The sequence below is a fragment of the Streptomyces sp. NA04227 genome (genome assembly GCF_013364195.1).
GTDB lineage: Bacteria > Actinomycetota > Actinomycetes > Streptomycetales > Streptomycetaceae > Streptomyces.
Map to the genome: position 1 here is coordinate 692,568 of NZ_CP054918.1, position 20,442 is coordinate 713,009.

The window sequence follows — 20,442 nt, forward strand, 5'->3', positions numbered from 1 at the left end:
GGAACCTCAGGCGACGAACGTCCGCGGCGATTCGCCGCCCGCCGCGGCCCCGCTCTCCACCAGCCGGGCCGCGGCCGCCAGCCGGGAGGCCGCCTCGTCCGCCACCGCTCCGGTCACCGTGAACGGCAGGCGCACGAAGCCCTCGAAGGCCCCGTCCACTCCGAACCGCGGGCCCGAGGGCACCCGTACACCGACCCGCTCCCCCGCCTCCGCGATACGGGAGCCGGACAGACCGCCGGTACGTACCCACAGCGTCAGGCCGCCCTGGGGCACCGCGAACTCCCAGTCGGGCAGTTCCCGGCGCAGCGCCGCGACCAGGGTGTCGCGGTTCTCCCGGCCCTGGGCCCGCCGCAGTTCCACCGCCGACTCCCAACCGCCCGTGCTCAGCAGCCAGTTGACGGCGAGCTGTTCGAGGACGGGGGTGCCGAGGTCCGCGTAGGCTCGGGCGGCGACCAGGCTGCGGATGACGTCCGGGGCCGCCCGCACCCAGCCGATGCGCATGCCCGCCCAGAATGCCTTGCTGGCGGAGCCGACGGTGATCACCGTCGACCCGGCGGGGTCGAATCCGCAGACGGGACGCGGCATGGCGCTGTTCTCGTCGAAGTTCAGCTCGATCATGGTCTCGTCGACCACCAGGACCGTCCCGGCCGAGCGGGCCGCGTCCACCAGGCTGCGCCGCTGGTCCTCGTCGGCGAGCGCGCCGGTGGGGTTGTGGAAGTCTGCGACGACGTACGCGAGTCGGGGCGCCGCCTCGCGCAGGACCTGGCGCCAGCGGTCCATGTCCCAGCCGCCCAGCCCCTCGGCCATGGCGACCGGCACCAGCCGGGCACCGGCCTCCCGCATCAGCTGAAGGATGTTGGCGTAGCTCGGGGACTCCACGGCGATGCGTTCCCCGCGCCCGGCGAACAGATGACAGAGCGCGTCCGTGGCGCCCATCGCCCCCGTGGTGACCATGATCTGCTCGGGCATGGTCGGGATGCCGCTCGCCGTGTAGCGCTCGGCGAGCATGGCGCGCAGTGCGGGCAGCCCCGCCGGGTAGTCGCCGTGGGTGTGGGCGTAGGGCGGCAGTTCCTCCAGGGCGCCCTGAACGGCGCGGGTCAGCCAGGGTTCGGGCGCGGGGAGGGCGGCGGTGCCGAGGTCGATGACCGAACCGAGGGCCTCCGGCGGCAGCGGCTCCAGGCCCCGCGCGGGCAGCGGGTTGCCCGCCGGTACGGCCGTCCAACTGCCCGCGCCCCGACGGGATTCGAGGAAGCCCTCGCTGCGCAGCGCCTCGTAGGCGGCGGCCACGGTGGTACGGCTGACGCTCATCGCCATGGCGAGTTCGCGCTCGGCGGGCAGCCGGGCGGCGACCGGGATCCGCCCCTCCAGGACGAGCAGCCGGATGCCGTCGGCGAGGAAGCGGTAGGCGGGCGGGCGCCTGCTGCCCGGCTTCGGGGGGCGCGACTGCTGGGAGGTGAGCAGCTTGGCGAGCTGGTTCGAGCCCACCGCCGAAGTCCACTGCGCCATGGAAATCAGTCCACCTTCCCCGGATTGGCCCTGGAGAGCCACGTTTACCCAGCCACAGAGTGGCACGGGTCAGGCCACTGTTACCACTGGGGGTAGGACTTGTCCGGATCACCGGAGTCACCGCAGCCGTCCTCGGCTTCCCGCACCACGACACCATCGGCATCGCGCCCTACCGACCGACGGCTGACCCGTCGCCTGATCCAGCTCTACGCCGGACTCGTACTCTTCGGGGCCAGTTCCGGGCTGCTCGTCGTGGCCGGTCTGGGCCTGGAGCCCTGGGGCGTACTGCATCAGGGGCTTGCCGAGCTGAGCGGTGTGTCCATCGGCCTGGTCACGATCGTGGTGGGCGCGGTCGTGCTCCTGCTGTGGATACCGATCCGGCAGCGGCCGGGGCTCGGCACCGTCTCCAATGTCATCGTCGTCGGCCTCGCGATGGACGGTCTGATCGCGGTGACACCGGAGGTGCACGGTCTCGCGCTGCGGCTGGCGGTCCTGGCCACCGGAATCGTGCTCAACGGCGTGGCCACCGGCCTCTACATCGCCGCCGCCTTCGGCCCCGGCCCGCGCGACGGCCTGATGACCGGGCTCAACCGGCGCACCGGCCGCTCGATCCGCGTCGTGCGCACCGCCCTGGAGATCGCCGTGGTCGCCACCGGCTTCCTGCTCGGCGGCACGGTCGGCATCGGCACCGTGGCCTACGCGCTGGCCATCGGACCGCTCGCCCAGTTCTTCCTGCGCGTCTTCGCCGTCCCGTCGGCATCCGCGGGCAGCCCGGTCGTTGCCGGCTCGAAACCGCGGCGGTCCATACTGCGAACGTGACCAGGGACAGACGCCACGCCTACCTCGACCATCCGGGACCCATCCCGTTCGCCCACCGCGGCGGTGCGGGCGACGGCCTGGAGAACACGGCCGTGGCCTTCCGCCGGGCGACCGAGGCCGGATACCGGTACATGGAGACCGATGTCCATCTGACCGCCGACGGAAAGCTGGTCGCCTTCCACGACACCACCCTGGACCGGGTCACCGACGGCCGCGGCCGCATCGTCGACCTGCCGTGGAGCGAGATACGGCAGGCGAAGGTGGCGGGCCGCGAACCGGTGCCGCTGTTCGAGGACCTCCTGGAGGAGTTCCCCGAGGCCCGCTGGAACGTGGACGTCAAGGCCGAGCCGGCCCTGGAGCCCTTCCTCGACCTGGTCCGCCGAGCGGAGCTGTGGGACCGGATCTGCCTCGGCTCCTTCTCCGAGGACCGGGTCGCCCGCGCCCAGCGGCAGTGCGGCCCCAAGCTCGCCACCTCGTACGGCACCACCGGGGTGCTCGCCCTGCGGATGCGGTCCTGGGGCCTGCCCTGGTCCGTGCGGACCACGGCCGTGGCGGCCCAGGTACCCGAGGCGCAGTACGGAATTCCCGTGGTGGACCGGCGCTTCGTCCGCCATGCTCACGAGCGCGGCCTCGCCGTGCACGTGTGGACGATCAACGACGCGGACCGAATGCACCGGTTGCTCGACCTCGGCGTGGACGCGCTGATGACGGACCGTCTCGACATCCTGCGCAAGGTGTTCGAGGAACGGGGCCTGTGGGTCTGACGCCCTGCTCCGCAGACCGCCCGCGGACCGCCTCACGGCGGGCCGATTCGGACCGGTTCGGGCCGGGGACGCGCAACTGGGCACCCTCGCGGATTTAGCGTCCGGGAGCAAAGAGCGGTAGTGTACGCCTTTGGCCTGCTAGCCGTACCGTTACTGCGCGTCAAAGATGGTGAAGCCTTGGGTGACATCTCCAGTCAGACGTGACAAACCGGGCGCTAGTGGGTACTGCACTGATCAGCAAGGCTGCGGCTCCAACGGCGACACATGACCCTGAACGGGAATCTTTACCGCCGACCGGACGTTGACCGGATGACGACGACAGCGACACCTGTCCTGTGGGCGACAAGCCCGGGAGGCACGATTCATGAGTGAGCGAGCTCTTCGCGGCACGCGCCTCGTGGTGACCAGCTACGAGACCGACCGCGGCATCGACCTGGCACCCCGCCAGGCCGTGGAGTACGCCTGCGAGAAGGGGCACCGGTTCGAGATGCCCTTCTCGGTGGAGGCGGAGATCCCGCCGGAGTGGGAGTGCAAGGTCTGTGGGGCCCAGGCACTCCTCGTGGACGGCGACGGCCCTGAGGAGAAGAAGGCGAAGCCCGCCCGTACGCATTGGGACATGCTGATGGAGCGGCGCACCCGCGAGGAACTGGAAGAGGTGCTCGCCGAGCGTCTCGCGGTTCTGCGCTCCGGTGCGATGAACATCGCCGTACATCCGAGGGACAGCCGCAAGTCCGCCTGACCCCCTGAAGTACCGCAAGCGGGAGCACAACAGCACCCACGACAAAGCCGCGGGCTGCGCCACACCTGGTGTGAGCGCAGCCCGCGGCTTTTGTGTGCTCGGGTCCGTGCTCCGCGCGGGGCGAGGCGACAGGGTCGCCGCCCGCGGATGCCTGCCGCGGGTTCGCCCGGCTCAGGGTCGCAGCGGCGGCCGGGGGCCCGCCTCGTGGTGCGGGCCGGAAGGCGCGTCGTCCCTGATGACCTCACCCTGCACAACTTTTCCGTCCGGACGGTGAATTCGAGCCTGCCGGATCGTGTCGTGAAGGCCGCCCACGGTCGCCTTGTTCATCCGGCGCTCCATGGCCCGCTCGGCGGCCCCGCCGAGCGCCTTGCGCACCGGGGGCACCAGGAGCAGCAGGCCCGCGATGTCGGAGAGCAGGCCCGGCAGGATGAGCAGCAGACCCGCGAGCATGGCCAGCGCGTTGCCCTCGCTGCGGCCGCTCACGAGCGGCGGAGCACCGGACTGCTGTGCGTTGACCATCTCGCTCAGGCCGCGCATCGCGCGGCGCCCGGCCCGCTTCACGACGGCACCGCCGAGCAGGACACCGGCGAGCAGCAACAGGAACACGGTGAGCCCCCCGGCCGCGTCCGCGACCAGGATCAGCAGCCAGATCTCCAGGACCAGCCAGGCGGCCAGGCACAGCGGCACGATTCTGCGGGCGCGCGAACGCTTGGGTCGTGGGGCCGAGGAAGGCGTAGCGCCAGTCGTCATGATTCCAGTGTGCCTGGCCCGTACTCAGTGCGGGATAAGGACCGCGTACCCGGTTCGCCCGGCGGCTCAGTGCTTGCGGTTGATCCGGCCGAGGCGTTCCTGGATGCCCCAGGACGTCACCCGCCGCAGGGCCTCCACCACGATGTCGCCGCTCATCTTGGAGTCGCCGTGCACCCGCTCGACGAAGGTGATGGGCACCTCGACCACGTGGAACCCGGCCTTGACCGCGCGGCGGGCCAGGTCGACCTGGAAGCAGTAGCCCTGCGAGGCGACCTCGGACAGGCCGAGGCCCTCCAGGGTCTCCCGCCTGAAGGCCCGGAAGCCGCCGGTCACGTCGCGGATCGGCACGTCCAGCATCAGGCGCGAGTAGGTGCTGCCGCCACGGGAGATGAACTCGCGGTACTTGGGCCAGTTCACGACCCGTCCGCCCGGGACCCAGCGGGAGCCGAGGACGAGGTCGGCGCCGGCGAGGGCGGTCAGCAGCCGGGGCAGTTCCTCGGGCTGGTGGGAGCCGTCGGCGTCCATCTCGATCAGTACGCCGTAGTCGCGCTCGATGCCCCAGCGGAAGCCCGCCAGATAGGCGGCGCCGAGGCCCTCCTTGCCCTTGCGGTGCAGTACGTGGACGTGGTCGTCCCCGACGGCGAACTCGTCGGCGAGCTTGCCGGTGCCGTCCGGGCTGTTGTCGTCCGCGACGAGGATGTGCGCCTCGGGCACCGCCTCCCGCACCCGGCCCAGGATCGAGGTGATGTTCTCCGCCTCGTTGTAGGTCGGGATGATCACCAGAGCGGTGCCGAGGGGACCGAACCTCGCCCCCCGGTCCTCCGCCGCCAAGGACTCGCCGCCGTCACTCATTTCGCCCCTTCACATCCGTACGCGGAAACCACCTTAGTGGCCCCGCGCAGGTGGCGGGCCCCGCAGGCGTCGGGGGCACCGGGGAACGACGCCCCCGGTGGGCTGCGGATCGGGCCCGGCGCCCTTCGGGCCGACCTGGGACCCGCTGGCTGCGGATCGACCTAGTGCCGTTGTCTACTGAGCGGCCGGGCCCCACCCGGGTCGCACCCTCCCCCGGGCTCGGGCGAGCAGGGGGGACGTCCGGTCGGCCGGAACCCTCGCGGTACCCGGGCGGGCGACGGCTGGGCCTGGCTCCCAGTGTCGGTGTGCCGGTGCGGCACACCACACTCATGACCAAGCGGCGCCCGGCGGCCGGGAGGGTTGTTCTCCGGTCGGACGTCCTGTGGTGGACCTGGCCGAAACTACCCGTTCACCGCGCCGTTCTGTCAACAGCCGTGCGGCCTGCGGCGTTTCGTACCGGGAGCCGGTCGGGCCGCCGAAGGCGCTGGTGGCAAGAGCTGCGGCGGGCAAGGGCGTTGCGGCCCTCGCGGCCGGATCACTCGTCCGGCCCTACCAGGCACCCTCGAACACGGTCCGTCCGCCGACCACGGTGCGCAGACAGACCGGCAGCGGGGCGCCCGGGCTCAGGTCGGGCAGTCCCGGGGTGCCCGAGCGGGGGTCGGTCGACCAGCGCGCGACCCGGTCGTCCGGCGCCTGCACCACCAGGTCACCGGTGCGCCAGACGGCGTAGTCGGCGGGGGCGCCCGGCACCAGAACTCCCGCGTCGTCGCGGCCCGTTGCCCGCCAGCCGCCCCGGGTGTGCGCGGTGAACGCGGCGCGTACGGACACCCGGTGCTCGGGGGTGCGGTGGAAGGCCGCGGCCCGCACGGTGCCCCACGGGTCGAGCGGGGTGACCGGGGAGTCCGAGCCGAAGGCGAGCGGCACTCCGGCGCGCAGCAGAGCCGCGAACGGGTTGAGGGCGCGGGCGCGTTCGGCGCCCAGGCGCGCGACGTACATACCGCTGTCGCCGCCCCACAGCGCGTCGAAGGCGGGCTGTACGGAGGCGGTGAGGCCCAACTCGGCGAAGGCGGCGACGGTTTCGGGGCTCAGCAGCTCCGCGTGCTCGACCCGGTGCCGGGCCGCGCGTACCCGGGCGAGTCCCAGCTTCTCGGCGGCGACGGCGACGCCCTCGGTGACCGCGCCGACGGCGGCGTCGCCGATGGCGTGGAAACCGGCCTGCAGCCCTGCCTCGGTACAGGCCACGACATGGGCGGCGATCTGTGCGGGGTCGACGTAGGAGGCGCCGCGGTGGTCGGCGTCCGCGTAGGGCTCGTGCAGGCAGGCGGTGTGCGAGCCGAAGGCGCCGTCCACGAAGAGGTCACCGGCCGCGCCGACGGCGCCGAGCGCCCGTACCCGGTCGGCCTCGGCGGCCGAGGCGACCAGTTCGCCCCAGTAGCCGGTCACCCGGGGTCCGGGTTCGGCCGCGGCGAGCGCGAGCAGGGCGGTGAAGTCGTCCTCGCCGGAGATCTGCGGGCCGCCGCACTCGTGCACCGAGCCGATGCCCAGTGAGGCGGCCCGGGCGAGCGCGGCGCGCTGGGCCTCGGTGCGCTGGTCCGGGGTGAGGGCACCGAGCGCCGCGGCGCGTACCGCGTGGTGTGCCTCGCGGGTCAGCGGCGCGCCGTCGTCGTAGCCGGGCAACTCCGTGACGCCGGGGACCAGTTCGAGCAGTGCCGTGGTGACGACCGCGGAGTGGACGTCGATACGGGAGAGGTAGAGCGGGCGCCCGCCGGTGGCCCGGTCGAGTTCCTCCCGGGCCGGGGGCCGCCCGTCCGGCCAGCGCGCCGCGTCCCAGCCGTGGCCGAGCAGGACCCGGTCCCGCGGCCGGGCCTCGGCGTGCGCACGGACCCGGGCGAGGGCCTCGTCGAGGGTGGCGGCGCCGGTGAGGTCGAGTCCGGTGAGCGCGAGACCGGTGGACGTGGTGTGCACATGGGCGTCGGTGAACGCCGGGGTGACCAGGGCGCCCCCCAGGTCGAGCACCTCGTCGACGCCGTCGGCGAAGGCGTCCGCGGCACCCTCGGAGCCCACCCAGGCGACCTGGCCCCGCTCGACGACCATCGCGGTGGCGAACGGGTCGGCGGGACTGTGCACCTCCCCGCCGCGCAGCAGAACGGTACGGGTTCGCGGTTCGGTGGCGGTGCTCTCGCTCATGCCACCAGTCTCCCGCCTCGTGCCGGGTGCTCCGTGCACCGGGGCGGCGGCGCGCTCAGATACGCGGCGGCCTGGCCTCGTAGGGCGTCGAGAGGACCACCGTGGTGCGGGTGGAGACCCCGGCCAGCGAGCGCACCCGCGAGAGCAGGTTCTCCAGCTCGTGCGGAGTGGCCACCCGGACCTTGAGGATGTAGTTCTCGTCTCCCGCCACGCTGTGGCACGCCTCGATCTCCGGGACGCCCGCGAGGCGTTCGGCGATGTCGTCCGGGGCGCTCGGGTCGAAGGGTTTGACCGAGATGAACGCGGTCATCGGCAAGCCGACCGCCTCGGGATCCACGACCGCCGCGTATCCGCGGATCACGCCTCGCTGCTCGAGCCTGCGCACCCGCTGGTGCACGGCCGAGGTGGACAGGCCCGTGGCCTTGCCCAGGTCCGTGTAGCTCATCCGCCCGTCCTTGACGAGCAGCTGCACGATCTGTCGATCCAGCTCCTCCATGGCGCAAGAACCTACAGGTCGGCGGGTCCGCCGGGATACACACGGGACCGTGCGGTCCACAGTGCGGGCACCTCGGGGAGGCGGCGAGGGCGGCCGATGACCGCGGCGTGCGCCGTGGGGGGCGCGAACGGGGTCAACAAGGTGGTGAAAGGGGGCAGTTGTGCCTTGAAGGGCGCACGCGCCGGAGCGTGCGCCGCCGTCGCACACCTCTCGTGTGACCAATGCCACAAGCCGCCACCCCCCTACATCGGATTGCCGCGGTTATTACGCGAAGGTCACGGGAAAAGCTTGCTGTGGCCGAGGACGCAGCGCCCGGCCGGCCCATCCCGAGGGGGAGAATCCCATGCAGAGTGTGAAGCGCCCCGGCCGTCCGGCACGCAGTCGGCAGCCGGTCCTCGAGCCCGAGCCGGAGGGTGTCGAACCCGGCGAGGACGAGCTCGACCTGGAGGACATCTTCGACATGCACCGGGTCACCTGCCCGGAATGCGCACAGCCCATCGCCCTCCTCCCCGAGGAGGACACCCTGCCCGAGCACGCCCTGTGCCCCACCCCCTGGAACCCCTTCGGCCTCCAGGTCTGCCCGGGCACCGGTCTCACGGCGAGCACCACCCGCCCCGCCGGGGAGCAGGACGGAGCCCACGACCAGGACAGCGCGGTGCTTCTGACGCTGCCTCAGGGCCTCGACTGGCGCACCCAGCCCTTCTCCCACGTCGGCGGACCCGGCACGCGCCCCGTCCGTCAGCGGGCCGCGGCCTGAGACACCTCCTGCGCGCCGCCGCCGTGCGGCGCGGGGAGCCCGCTCCACTCCACCTTCCTTGTCCCTGTTGCCAGTTGGCGGCCGGGTCGCCCGCGTGCGCACGCGGGCGGGGCCCCGGCACGGTCACCGCGCGAACCGATGCGCGATTCGCTCCCGCGGTGACCTCCCGGCGCCCGGCCGCGTTGGCAGGCCATGACCATCTCGCACACGGCGACGGGCCGACGTCGGCGCATCCTGGTGCCCGGCCCCGCAGAATCGGTTCCCCTCACCCCGGCGGCCGCGGTCTCGGATCCGCCCATCTACCGTGCGCTGCTCGGCCAGTGGGCCGACCGTGGCCGTACCCTGCCCGGACGCCACGACCCGGAGTGGGCGCGGCTCGCGGCGTCTCCGGTGGCCGCCGGACGGATCAGCGCTCCTCGGACCCCACAAGGTGACGCCCGATGACGCTGCGCGGGATCTGAGAGGTGCCCGCGAGCGCCACCTGCGCCACGCCGACGGCGCGGGCGGCGACGCCTCGGCGGCGGCTGCCGCCGGTCCCGGCCCCGGTCAAACGCAGCGCGGCGGCGGGTCGTGCGGCTTGCCCCGGCTGGGCAGCACGTCGGTACGGGGCAGGGGCGGGCAGGAGGGCTCGAACTCCGCGATGGTGCGCAGGGTGTCGCCGAGCAGGCGCACCATGAGGTCCCGCACCGTGGCGCGGCTCAGCTTCTGCTCGGCGATCCAGTCCAGGGTCATCCCCTCGACGCTGCACAGCCAGCCGTACAGGCTGAGCCGGGCGATCTCGGGGATGTCGGTCCGGCCGTAGGCACCCTGGGCGATGGTGCCGATGATCGCGTGGTGCACGCCGTCACGCAGGGCCTGCACCTCGGTGTCGAAGCCAATGCCGCCGCGGGTGATGGTGCGGAACGCCGCCTGGTGGAGCTCGGCGTAGCGCAGATAGCCCTCGATGGTCCGCGAAACCCGTTCGGCGTTGGGGAGTTCAGCCTCCCCGGCGGCACTGGTGACCAGGTCGGCGAAGGTGTCCTCGATGATGGCGAGGTAGTAGCCGCGCTTCGACTTGAAGTAGTAGTAGATCAAGCCCTTTGCCACACCGGCCTGTTGGGCGATGTCGTCCATCGACAGGACGTCGTAGGCGGTGTCGGCGAACAACTTCCGTCCGACGGCGATGAGTTCCGCCCTGCGGGCGAGTGAGCGCTCAGTGCCGCGCGCTTCCCTGCGTTCGGATTCGCGCTGTGAACTCTTCTGCAATGCGTGGCCCTGGTCTCCGGCTCCGGACGGACGACCGCAGTATGTCAGAACCGGAGCCTCGTACCCATGTGCTCGTCACACTCCGTCAGACGGTCTGTTGATGTCTGGGAGACCCGGCTCACATAAGTCCGGTCTGCGTCACGAGCATCGCGAGGAGCACCACCAGGGTCCAGCCGAGCACATGCTCGAGCAGCTTGGGCCCGTCCTCCTCGGGGCCCCCGGTACGGGTGCGGGCTCGGGCGGCGGCGACAGAGGTCGAGGTCATGGCGGCTCGCTCGGGTTTCGACGGTCGTGGACTCCCCCACGGACCCTCCAGACTGCCATCCGCGGCGGCTCCCGCGGGCGAGAGCTTGACCACACCACCGCCCTCGGGGCCGACGGACCGGTGGACCGTGACGCGGGGCCGCGCTCCGGACCGCGCGAACACGGGACGCCGGTTGACGGTCCACGTTGACAACCCGCATTGACGGCCCGCTTCAACGACTCGCTTCGACGACTCGCATTGACGGCCCGGACGGACGTCCACCCGGCGCACCCGACCACCCCCGCCGTACGGCTGTGCGCACGTGCTCCGTTGGAGGTGAAGGTTCGTTTCTGCCTTGCGCTGGGCGTATGCCCGGAGAACAACATCGCCTCCGGAAAGGGACCGCTCCCCGCACCCGTGCAACCCACATGGAAGGGCCCCAATCCGTATACGGACGGGGCCCTTCTCGATTCACTTGTCCTCAGCGCACCCCGACGGATTCCAGCGCGCGCTTTTGAGCCGCGGAAGGCCGGGCCGGGAAATACAGATAGCAGACGCCGCCAGTTCCGGAGACGACCTTTCCGTCGGCGTTGTAGCGCTTGGTGCGGAGCCAGATGTTCTCCCACTCGCGCCGCTTGTAGACGCGGCGCACGGCGGCGTTGTCCTTGGACGCCGGGTCGTTGGCGATGATGTCGCCCTGCTCCGTGAAGCCGATCACCGTCATCAGATGGCCGGAGGTGCCGTACCCGGCGCCGGTGAGTTCCTCGGCCCGGAAGGACTGTGACGTTATGGCCGGGATCCCGGCCGCGATCAGCCGCTCCAGGTCACCGAGCGAGCCGAGCCGGGTCACCACGCCCTGCATGTCCTTGTACGTGGCCGCGTACGCCGTGTTGAACGGCCAGTTCCCGCAGCCCTCGTACTGGTAGTCGTAGGTGAACCGGGCGGCGTGGCAGACCTGGGGGTCCGCGAAGTCGGGGTCGACCCAGTTCAGGTCCTCGGGGCTCGGTTCGCGGCCCCAGTACTCGACGATCATCTGCGAGGAGGTGGGGCTGCACCAGGCCTCGCCGCCGTTGTCGTACTCGGGGTACTGGCCGACGTGGGTGTTCTGCGAGTAGCGCGGCACCCCGAGTTCCTTGGCCAGGCCGGGGGTGGAGGCGGGGACCTCGAAGCGGTCGGGGATGTCGGAGCTCATCGCGCCCACGCGCCAGACGACCGGGCTCACCCCGCTGCCGGGCTTGCGGTACAGGGTCAGCCGCAGCCGGTACGCCGACAACCGCAGCCCGGAGGCCGGGTCGTCGATGGCGAGGGTGTCGGTCCAGACGCTGCTCTTCTTGTCCTTCTGGTCGTCGACCGAGGTCCGCCGGATGTCCTGGTCGCCGGAGGCCCAGCGGCCGAGCACGTACCAGGGTGTGTCCGTGCCGTCGGAGTAGGTGCCCCTGAGCTCGATCTGGATCCAGGTGCCCGCGGGCGTGCGCGCGTTCCAGGAGGCGATGACCTCGGTGGCCGGGACGGGTGTCCGGTGCTCCGGCGAGGTCCAGCTCGCCCAGTCCCACTCGGCGCTCTTCCCGGTGTGCGGGTCCTTGTACTCGATGCGTCCCGCCGGTTTGGCCAGGACGAGGCCCGGCCGCTTTCCGTCGACGGCCCGGGTGCCCCGGTGGCCGCCGCCGCGGAAATCGGCGTACGAGGTCCAGGCGCGGTAGTCCACAGCGGGCACGGCGCGGCGGCGACCCGGTGCGGCGGAGGCCGGAAGGGCCGTTCCGGCGGCGACGAGCGCGGCGGCTCCGGCCGCCGCGAGGACGGTCCTGCGTGAGGTGTTCTCTGCTCTGGTCATGGACTCGCGTCCCCCAGGTGGTCTCGGTGGGCGGAACGGGACGGTGACGGCAGTGGGGCAACTATGGCCGCTGGGAACCGACTTCTGCTAGGGCGTGTCCGCGCTTCGCGGCCGGAGGCACGGAACCGACGAGGAACGAACAAGGAACCAATACTGACCTCGACCCATGGCGCGGGCGCTCCGCGGCACGCGGAGCGGGGCCGCACGTACGCTGAATGCGATGACCACCACCGGCCCACTCGTCCGTCTGGCCCAGGAACTGGCCGCGCTGCCGCCGTCCTGCGGGCCGGTACGGCTGGTCGGCGTGGACGGGCACGCGGGCTCGGGCAAGTCCACCTTCACCGAACGGCTCGCGGTGCTGTGCGAGGGCGCGGCGGTGCTGCACCTGGACGATCTGGCGAGTCATCAGGAGCTGTTCGACTGGACCGCGCGGCTGCGGGAGCAGGTGCTGCTGCCGCTGGAGCGCGGGCGCAGCGCCCGGTACCTGCCGTACGACTGGGACGCACGGCGCTTCGGACCGGCGCGCGAACTGCCCGCCGCGCCGGTCGTCCTGATCGAGGGCGTGGGCGCGGGTCGGGCGGCGCTGCGGCCGTGGCTGGCCCGGCTGCTGTGGCTGGATCTCGGGCGCGAGGAGTCCTGGCGCCGCGGCATGCGGCGGGACGGCGCTGTCCAGGCCTCGTTCTGGCAAGGCTGGACGGCCGCCGAGGAGCGGCACTTCGCCGAGGACCCGAGCCGCCCCTTCGCCGACGTTCTGGTCCGGCAGACATCGGAGGGGTACGTCCTGGAGCCGGGGCCGCGCGGGCCCGACCGAGGGCCTGACCGTCACGGTGCGTGACACTCGCTCGGCGGTGCGCTGCACACCTGTCCACCCTGCCCCACAGTGGCCAACTTCCGCTTGACCCAAGGGCCATACAGGTCTTACGTTCTCAATGTGCGCTCTTTTCGGGCGCCCCAGAACGCGAAGCCCCCGGTTGTTCCCCCGTGATCGGGGGCTTCGTTCTGCCCTCATTTCGCTCAAATCGGGCGCCGCACGCGGCTGTTCGCTCACACACCGTGACGAACGTCGATGCGCCCCTCGTGCTTCCACCCCACGATCCGGGCCTGCGGCACCCTTCGGTCGGCCACTGCCCCGCAGGTACGATGCCTAACGGTGCGACAAACGGACGGCTGCTCAGGGCACCGAGTCAACTCCCGCCGGACAGCGAGTGGTTCGGCGCGGGAAACCGGCGGGCTCTCGCCCGGCGGTACATCACGGGGGACACGCCTTTGTGGGGGGACGTGATGGAAGGCAGCACTGGGGCCTCACCCGGTCCGGCCGATCTCGCCTGGCTCAGGGGAGTCGATGCCTACACGATGGGCGCGTACCCGCAGGCGGAGGACGAGTTCCGGGCCGCCGTGCGGATGGATCCCGCGATGGCCGACGGCTGGCTCGGACTGCACGCCCTGCGCATCGACACCACCACCGCCCTGCTCCGGATGTTCCGCCACCGCGAGCGCTTCGGCGAACAGCGCAGCAGGCACCGCCGCGCCCTCAACTCCTGGTACTGGCTGGGCTGGTGGGTACAGCCCGTACTGGAGACCCCGCGCGATCTGCTGCTCGCGCACGCCTCGCACTGGCTGGACGGACGGCACGTACCGGAGCTGGACCGGGCGCTGGCCGGACTGCCGCCGGTGGACGCCGACCGGCAGGTCCGCTTCCTGCACGCCTGCCGCGCCTACCTGGTCAAGGACTGGGAGCAGTTGGTACGGCACACCGACCCATTGCTCGACGATCCGCTGCTCGGCATCGAGGCCGGACTCTTCGGCGGCATGGCCCGCGTCCGCCTGGAGATGTTCGGCCAGTCCGAGCCGCTGCTCTCCACCGCCCTGATGCGCTGCCGCAGCGAACAGCCCCAGCGCAAGGAGCTGCGCTACTGGCTCGCCCGCGCCCACGAGGGCACCGGCCGCAGCGCCGCCGCCCTGCCGCTGTACCGCGCCGTGCACCGGGTGGACCCCGCCTTCATGGACACCTCCGCCCGGCTCGCCGCGATATCCGAGGGCGACGGCTACGACGAGGCCGCGGGCCTTGCCGCGGTCGCGCTGCCCGGCGCGAACCAGGACCTGCCGGGCGGCCAGGACGCCCTCGATCCGCTCTTCCAGCCCGAGGGGCGCGACCTGCGCACCGGCGGCGAGCCGGGCGGCTCCGCGACAGCCCCGCGCAGCGGCGGCACCGACCCGGTACGCGAGAAGGCGGTGCTCCCGGTGCAGGCCGCTCCCCCGCGGCCGTCCTCGGGCCCGGCCGATCCGGTCCTGCTCGAACAGGCGCTGGCCGAGCTGGAGCGCATGGTCGGCCTGGAGCCGGTCAAACGCCAAGTCCGGGCGCTGTCCGCCCAGTTGAACATGGCACGGCTGCGGACCGGACAGGGTCTGCCGGTCCAGCCGCCGAAGCGGCACTTCGTCTTCTCCGGCCCCTCGGGCACCGGCAAGACCACGGTGGCCCGCATCCTGGGCCGGGTCTTCTACGCACTCGGGCTGCTCGGCGGCGACCATCTGGTGGAGGCCCAGCGGGCGGACCTGGTCGGCGAGTACCTCGGCCAGACCGCGGTCAAGGCCAACGAGCTCATCGACTCGGCGATCGGCGGCGTCCTGTTCGTCGACGAGGCATACGCCCTGTCCAACTCGGGCTACGGCAAGGGCGACGCGTACGGCGACGAGGCGCTCCAGGTACTGCTCAAGCGCGCCGAGGACAACCGCGACCACCTGGTGGTGATCCTGGCGGGCTACCCCGAGGGCATGGACCGGCTGCTCGCCGCGAACCCGGGGCTCTCCTCCCGCTTCACCACCCGGGTCGACTTCCCCTCGTACCGGCCGCTGGAACTCACCGCGATAGGCAAGGTCCTCGCAGCGGAGAACGGCGACGCCTGGGACGAGGAGGCCGTCGAGGAGCTGCGGTCGATCAGCGGGCACGTGGTCGACCAGGGCTGGATCGACGAGCTGGGCAACGGCCGCTTCCTGCGCACGCTCTACGAGAAGAGCTGCGCCTACCGCGACCTCAGACTCTCCGGCTACAGCGCGCCGCCCGGCCGCGAGGACCTGGCCACCCTGCGGCTGCCGGACCTGATGCAGGCCTACGGCGAGGTCCTGTCGGGCCGCGGCCCCCAGGACCCGTCGTCGCGCTGACGGATCCCGGGGCCCACGAGTCCGCTGCGGCGGCGGGCGGTACCGCGTACCGCCCGCCGCCGGGACCGCTCGACGCGCTCCGTCCGGCCCGCCCGCTCAGCCCGTGAGGGCCGACTGTGCGGAGCCCGAGCGGGGTCCGCCCACCTTGGCCGCGGGCGGTTCCGGGTCGCGGTGCGCGGGATCGCGTACCTCGCCGACGAGCAGTTCGAGTACGTCCTCCAGTGCGACCAGACCCAGTACCCGGCCCGTGGAGTCGGCGACCTGGGCGAGGTGGGTGGCCGCGCGGCGCATCACGGTGAGGGCGTCGTCCAGCGGGAGTTCGGCCCGCAGGGTCGTCATCGGGCGCCATATCTGCTGCGGCACCGCACGCTCGCTCTCCTCCAGGTCGAGCATGTCCTTCACGTGCAGATAGCCCATGAAGGCCCCGCCCTCGGCGCAGACCGGGAACCGCGAGTACCCGGTGGCCGCGGTCAGCGCCACGACCTGGCCGGGGGTCACCGAGGGGCCGACCGTGACCAGCTCGGCCCGGCCCAGGAGCACCTCGGTCACCGGGCGCGAGCCGAGTCCGAGCGCGTCGCCGAGTCGTTCCTGTGCCTCCGGTTCCAGCAGGCCCGCCTGTCCCGCGTCGGCGACCAGACGGTTGAGCTGCTCGCTGGTGAAGACCGCCTCGACCTCGTCCTTGGGTTCGACCCCGAACAGACGCAGGACGACCTTGGAGCAGATGCCGAGCCCCGCCGTGACGGGGCGGCACAGCCGGGCGAAGGCGACCAGGCCCGGGCTGAGCCAGAGGACGGTCTTCTCCGGTGCGGCCATCGCCAGGTTCTTCGGCAGCATCTCGCCGATGACCAGGTGCAGGAAGACGACCACCGCGAGCGCGATCACATAGCCCAGCGGGTGGACCATGCCGTGCGGGAGGTGGATCGCCTCGAAGACGGGTTCCAGGAGGTGGGCCACGGTCGGCTCGGCTACCGCGCCGAGGGTCAGTGAGCAGATGGTGATGCCGAACTGGGCGGCGGCCATCATCTGCGGCAGATTCTCCAGGCCGTACAGGACCTGGCGGGCCCGCGAGGACTGCAAGGGTTCGATCTGGCTGCGGCGCACCGAGACCAGGGCGAACTCGGCGCCGACGAAGAAGCCGTTGGCGAGCACGAGCAGCAGGGCGAAGAGCAGTTGGACGATGCTCACCGGGCGGCCTCCGTGACCTTCGCGGTCTGTACCAGGCGCACCCGCTCGGCGCGGTAGTGCCCGACCTGGCGCACCACGAGCCGCCAGCCGGGCAGTTCCGCGCGGTCGCCGGGCGCGGGGATGCGTCCGAGCAGATCGGCGACGAGTCCGGCGACCGTCTCGTACGGGCCCTCGGGTACGTCCAGGCCTATCCGGGCGAGCACGTCGACCCGGCAGCTGCCGTCCGCGTCCCAGGCCGGGCGGCCGTCCTCGGGCGGGGCGACGGCCAGTTCGGGGGCGTCGTGCCCGTCGTGCTCGTCGCGGACCTCGCCGACGAGTTCCTCGACGATGTCCTCCAGGGTGACCACTCCGGCGGTGCCGCCGTACTCGTCGACCACCACGGCCATCGGCTGCTCACTGCGCAGCCGGGCGAGCAGCGGCGCCACCGGCAGCGTCTCGGGGACAAGGAGCGGCGGCTGGGCGATGCGCACCACGGCGGTACGCAGCCGGGAGGCGGCCGGAACCGCGAGCGCGTCCTTGAGGTGCACCACGCCCACGATCTCGTCGATCCGCTCCCCGTAGACGGGGAAGCGGGAAAGACCGGTGGCACGAGTCAGGTTCACGACGTCTTCGGCGGTCGCGGTGGACTGCAGGGCGCTGACCTTGACCCGGGGCGTCATCACGTGCTGCGCCGTGAGGTCGCCGAGGGACAGGGTCCGTACGAAGAGATCGGCGGTGTCCTGTTCGAGGGCACCGGCCCGGGCCGAGTGCCGGGCGAGGGAGACCAGTTCCCCGGGGGTGCGCGCGGAGGCGAGTTCCTCGGTGGGCTCCACGCCCAGGGTGCGCACGAGCCGGTTGGCGACCGCGTTGAGCCCGGCGATCACCGGCCGAAGGAGCCGGGAGAACAGGGTCTGCGGCCCGGCGACGAACCGGGCCACCTGCATCGGCCGGGACACCGCCCAGTTCTTGGGTACGAGTTCGCCGATCACCATCTGCACGGCGGAGGCGAACAGCATGCCGACGATCACCGCGACGGTGGGTACCGCCCCTTCGGGCAGTCCGGTGGCCGCCACCGGGTCGCCGAGCAGGTCGGCGAGCGCGGGCTCGGCGAGCATGCCGACGACGAGCGAGGTGATGGTGATGCCGAGCTGGGTGCCGGAGAGCTGGAAGGAGAGTTCCTTCAGGGCGGCCAGCACGGTACGGGCCCGCCGGTCACCGGTGGCCGCGGCCTCCTCGGCGTCCGGGCGGTCCACCGTGACCAGACCGAACTCGGCGGCCACGAAGAAGCCGTTGGCGAGAATGAGCAGGAAAGCCGCTCCGAGGAGCAGCAGACTGGTGGTCATGCCGCCGCCTCCACCGGAACACGGACAGGGTCCGTGGTATCTCGGGAGGGGGCGGCGCAGGTACTACAGGACGATCCGTCCATCGCCGGAGGGAGTCACTCCTCGGTCAGCAGGGGCCCCGGTGCCGGTGGTACGAGGGCGTGAGGGGCGGCGGCGCGAGTGCGCCGCCGCCCAACAGATTAATCAACGCGGGGTGGACGAGGGGAGGGCCGCAGGCGTCCGCGGCACCGGATGTTCGTCACCTCGGACCGGTCACGTCACGTCCGTCCCGTCCGTCGTACGCGCCCCGGGCCTCGACGAGCGCGCGCAGTGCGCTCGCGTCGCGGATCGCGTGCTGCTTGGCCAGACCGGGCTGAATACCCAGCGCGGGCAGGCTGGTTCCGTCGCTGAGGTCCAGGAAGACCCAGGGGTCGCCCGCGCGCAGGTTCACCTGGACGATCTCCGCCCAGTCGAGGCTGCGGCTGCTCAGGATGTTGACCACCCGCACACCGCTCTCGGTGGCGACCACCCGGGGGCGGCACAGCATGCCGAGGCCGCCCCACAGCATCGCCGCGGTGAACACGAAGCTGATCCGCTCCCCCGGCCCGAGCTTCGGCAGTACCAGCGCGATGACGCTGATCACCACGAACATCACGGCGCCGCCGATGAGCAGGATCGCACGGGTCCTGGTCGGCCGGAAGGTACGGGGCAGGGTGGTCGGCGCGGTGGCCGCGGAGTTCTGGTCCACCGCGATCACAGCCGGCAGGCGTGGATGGCGGTGGTCAGGATGGCCCTGGCACCGAGGTCGTACAGGTCGTCCATGATCCGCTGGGCCTCCTTGGCGGGGACCATCGCGCGGACCGCGACCCAGCCCTCGTTGTGCAGCGGGGAGATGGTCGGCGACTCAAGGCCGGGGGTGAGGGCGACGGCGCGCTCCAGGTGTTCGGCGCGGCAGTCGTAGTCCATCATCACGTAGGTCCGCGCGACCAGGACGCCCTGCAGCCGGCGCAGGAACTGCTGGACCTTCGGCTCCTCGGTGTCCGCGCCGGTGCGCCGGATCACCACGGCCTCCGAGGTCATGATCGGCTCACCGACGACCTCGAGCCCGGCGTTGCGCAGCGAGGTGCCGGTCTCCACCACGTCCGCGATGATCTGGGCCACGCCGAGTTCGATCGCCGTCTCGACCGCGCCGTCGAGGTGCACGACGCTCGCGTCGACGCCCTTCTCGGCCAGGTACTTGTCGACGATGCCCTCGTAGGAGGTGGCGATCGTTCGGCCGCCGAAGTCCGACAGGCCCTGTGCGGTGCCGGGGCGGGTGGCGAAGCGGAAGGTGGAGCGGGCGAAGCCGAGCGGGAGGATCTCCTCGGCGTCGGCCCCGGAGTCGATCAGCAGGTCGCGTCCGGTGATGCCGATGTCGAGGCGGCCGGAGGAGACGTAGATGGCGATGTCGCGTGGCCGCAGATAGAAGAACTCGACCTCGTTGTCCGGGTCGACGATGACGAGTTCCTTGGACTCGCGCCGCTGCTGGTACCCGGCCTCATGGAGCATCGCCGACGCGGGGCCTGACAGGGAACCCTTGTTGGGGACGGCGATGCGCAGCATGCGGGCGTTTTCCTTTGCGTTCGGTGGGCGGTGCGAAGTAGGGGCGTAGGCCGCCTGTTCCGGTGCGCGCGGCGTGCCCGCGCCACGGCCGGCGGCCGCGGGATCAGAGATGGGCGTAGACGTCGTCGAGGGAGATACCGCGGGCGACCATCATCACCTGTACGTGGTACAGGAGTTGGGAGATCTCCTCGGCGGCGGCTTCCTTGCCCTCGTACTCGGCCGCCATCCATACCTCGGCGGCTTCCTCGACGACCTTCTTGCCGATGGCGTGAACACCCTTGTCGACCAGTTCCGCGGTACGGGAAGTGGCGGGGTCGCCGTTGGCGGCCTTGTACTGGAGCTCGGTGAAGAGCTCCTCGAACGTCTTCTTGGACATGGTGATGACTACCTTACGCGGCGGCCGGGTGCCGGTGTGCGGCGCCTCCAGAGCGTGAGACGCCGCACCGCGGGGGGCTCGGTACCGGGCTCAGTGCCAGGGCTCGGTGAGGCTGCGCAGCGTCACGGCGGTGGCGACGGCGGCGGTCACCGCCTCGTGGCCCTTGTCCTCGCGAGAGCCCTCGATGCCCGCCCTGTCGAGCGCCTGCTGCTCGTCGTCGCAGGTCAGCACGCCGAAGCCGATCGGCACTCCGGTCTCGACGGAGACCTGGGTCAGGCCCTGGGTGACGCCCTGGCACACGTACTCGAAGTGCGGGGTACCGCCGCGGATGACGACGCCGAGGGCGACCACGGCGTCGTAGCCACGGGCGGCGAGCGCCTTCGCGGCCACCGGCAGCTCGAAGCTGCCGGGTACCCGCAGCACGGTGGGCTCGCTGATGCCGAGCTCGTTCAGAGCGCGCAGGGCGCCGCCGACGAGTCCGTCCATCACCTCGACGTGCCACTGGGCGGCGACGACCGCGACGCGCAGGTCCTCGCTGTTCTTCACGGTCAGTTCGGGTGCGCCCTTGCCGCTCACGCGCTTCTCCTCGTACGTACTGGTGGTGGATTGGTGTGGGGGTTCAGCGCGCG

21 protein-coding genes are annotated in these 20,442 nt (G+C 71.9%); 7 read left to right on the top strand and 14 right to left on the bottom strand.

Annotation, left to right across the window (positions count from 1 at the left end):
• Positions 1–6 precede the first annotated feature (6 nt).
• Positions 7–1,506, bottom strand: a complete 1,500-nt coding sequence (locus tag HUT18_RS02635) for a PLP-dependent aminotransferase family protein (protein WP_176097438.1) — start codon at positions 1,504–1,506, stop codon at positions 7–9.
• A gap of 183 nt (positions 1,507–1,689) precedes the next feature.
• Here HUT18_RS02635 and HUT18_RS02640 point away from each other — a divergent pair, with 183 nt between their 5' ends.
• From HUT18_RS02640 to HUT18_RS02650, 3 genes are all read left to right on the top strand, one after another.
• Positions 1,690–2,325 (top strand): YitT family protein, encoded by a 636-nt coding sequence (locus tag HUT18_RS02640; protein WP_176104247.1) that lies wholly within the window; start codon positions 1,690–1,692, stop codon positions 2,323–2,325.
• A complete protein-coding gene (locus HUT18_RS02645) occupies positions 2,322–3,089 on the top strand; it encodes a glycerophosphodiester phosphodiesterase (protein WP_176097440.1) in 768 nt (255 codons plus the stop codon). The genes HUT18_RS02640 and HUT18_RS02645 overlap by 4 nt, the downstream gene beginning before the upstream one ends.
• A gap of 364 nt (positions 3,090–3,453) precedes the next feature.
• On the top strand, positions 3,454–3,828 hold the full coding sequence (locus HUT18_RS02650) for an RNA polymerase-binding protein RbpA (RefSeq protein WP_030677841.1): 375 nt from the start codon (positions 3,454–3,456) through the stop codon (positions 3,826–3,828).
• Positions 3,829–3,999: 171 nt separating this feature from the next.
• On the opposite strand, the gene fxsA is transcribed toward HUT18_RS02650, so the two are convergent.
• From fxsA to HUT18_RS02670, 4 genes are all read right to left on the bottom strand, one after another.
• Entirely contained in the window at positions 4,000–4,578 is a 579-nt protein-coding gene (fxsA, locus tag HUT18_RS02655; RefSeq protein WP_176097442.1) for an FxsA family membrane protein, read from the bottom strand.
• 66 nt (positions 4,579–4,644) lie between these two features.
• Entirely contained in the window at positions 4,645–5,430 is a 786-nt protein-coding gene (locus tag HUT18_RS02660) for a polyprenol monophosphomannose synthase (RefSeq protein ID WP_176097443.1), read from the bottom strand.
• A 549-nt stretch (positions 5,431–5,979) separates the two neighbouring features.
• Positions 5,980–7,617, bottom strand: a complete 1,638-nt coding sequence (locus tag HUT18_RS02665) for an amidohydrolase (RefSeq protein WP_176097445.1) — start codon at positions 7,615–7,617, stop codon at positions 5,980–5,982.
• Between the two features lie 55 nt (positions 7,618–7,672).
• Complete coding sequence (locus HUT18_RS02670) at positions 7,673–8,113, bottom strand: Lrp/AsnC family transcriptional regulator (protein ID WP_176097446.1); 441 nt, start codon at positions 8,111–8,113, stop codon at positions 7,673–7,675.
• Positions 8,114–8,456: 343 nt separating this feature from the next.
• Here HUT18_RS02670 and HUT18_RS02675 point away from each other — a divergent pair, with 343 nt between their 5' ends.
• Both HUT18_RS02675 and HUT18_RS02680 read left to right on the top strand, forming a co-directional pair.
• Entirely contained in the window at positions 8,457–8,870 is a 414-nt protein-coding gene (locus HUT18_RS02675) for a hypothetical protein (protein ID WP_176097448.1), read from the top strand.
• 192 nt (positions 8,871–9,062) lie between these two features.
• Positions 9,063–9,314: a hypothetical protein gene (locus tag HUT18_RS02680; protein ID WP_176097450.1), complete on the top strand. Its 252-nt coding sequence runs from the start codon at positions 9,063–9,065 to the stop codon at positions 9,312–9,314.
• A gap of 102 nt (positions 9,315–9,416) precedes the next feature.
• Here HUT18_RS02680 and HUT18_RS02685 read toward each other — a convergent pair whose 3' ends face one another.
• The 3 genes from HUT18_RS02685 to HUT18_RS02695 form a co-directional block, all read right to left on the bottom strand.
• On the bottom strand, positions 9,417–10,115 hold the full coding sequence (locus HUT18_RS02685; RefSeq protein WP_176097452.1) for a TetR/AcrR family transcriptional regulator: 699 nt from the start codon (positions 10,113–10,115) through the stop codon (positions 9,417–9,419).
• A gap of 118 nt (positions 10,116–10,233) precedes the next feature.
• A complete protein-coding gene (locus HUT18_RS02690) occupies positions 10,234–10,380 on the bottom strand; it encodes an SCO1431 family membrane protein (protein WP_176097454.1) in 147 nt (48 codons plus the stop codon).
• 460 nt (positions 10,381–10,840) lie between these two features.
• Positions 10,841–12,190 (bottom strand): peptidase C39 family protein, encoded by a 1,350-nt coding sequence (locus HUT18_RS02695; RefSeq protein ID WP_176097455.1) that lies wholly within the window; start codon positions 12,188–12,190, stop codon positions 10,841–10,843.
• A 220-nt stretch (positions 12,191–12,410) separates the two neighbouring features.
• Here HUT18_RS02695 and HUT18_RS02700 point away from each other — a divergent pair, with 220 nt between their 5' ends.
• Together HUT18_RS02700 and HUT18_RS02705 are read left to right on the top strand one after the other, a co-directional pair.
• Positions 12,411–13,025 (top strand): uridine kinase, encoded by a 615-nt coding sequence (locus HUT18_RS02700; RefSeq protein WP_176097457.1) that lies wholly within the window; start codon positions 12,411–12,413, stop codon positions 13,023–13,025.
• A 446-nt stretch (positions 13,026–13,471) separates the two neighbouring features.
• Entirely contained in the window at positions 13,472–15,349 is a 1,878-nt protein-coding gene (locus HUT18_RS02705; RefSeq protein WP_176097458.1) for an AAA family ATPase, read from the top strand.
• A gap of 96 nt (positions 15,350–15,445) precedes the next feature.
• Here the strand turns inward: HUT18_RS02705 and HUT18_RS02710 are convergent, their stop codons facing one another.
• From HUT18_RS02710 to ribH, 6 genes are all read right to left on the bottom strand, one after another.
• Positions 15,446–16,534 carry a hemolysin family protein gene (locus tag HUT18_RS02710; protein ID WP_176097460.1) on the bottom strand — a complete coding sequence of 363 codons (1,089 nt, stop codon included), beginning with the start codon at positions 16,532–16,534 and terminating at the stop codon, positions 15,446–15,448.
• Positions 16,531–17,856: a hemolysin family protein gene (locus tag HUT18_RS02715; RefSeq protein ID WP_176097462.1), complete on the bottom strand. Its 1,326-nt coding sequence runs from the start codon at positions 17,854–17,856 to the stop codon at positions 16,531–16,533. The genes HUT18_RS02710 and HUT18_RS02715 overlap by 4 nt, the downstream gene beginning before the upstream one ends.
• 238 nt (positions 17,857–18,094) lie before the next feature.
• Complete coding sequence (locus HUT18_RS02720) at positions 18,095–18,583, bottom strand: PH domain-containing protein (RefSeq protein WP_254878398.1); 489 nt, start codon at positions 18,581–18,583, stop codon at positions 18,095–18,097.
• 5 nt (positions 18,584–18,588) lie between these two features.
• The gene (gene hisG, locus HUT18_RS02725; RefSeq protein WP_176097463.1) at positions 18,589–19,437 is read right to left on the bottom strand and encodes an ATP phosphoribosyltransferase; all 849 of its coding nucleotides are present in this window, start codon (positions 19,435–19,437) and stop codon (positions 18,589–18,591) included.
• 103 nt (positions 19,438–19,540) lie between these two features.
• Entirely contained in the window at positions 19,541–19,813 is a 273-nt protein-coding gene (locus tag HUT18_RS02730) for a phosphoribosyl-ATP diphosphatase (RefSeq protein WP_176097465.1), read from the bottom strand.
• 90 nt (positions 19,814–19,903) lie between these two features.
• Complete coding sequence (ribH, locus tag HUT18_RS02735) at positions 19,904–20,389, bottom strand: 6,7-dimethyl-8-ribityllumazine synthase (protein WP_176097467.1); 486 nt, start codon at positions 20,387–20,389, stop codon at positions 19,904–19,906.
• Between the last annotated feature and the right edge of the window lie 53 nt (positions 20,390–20,442).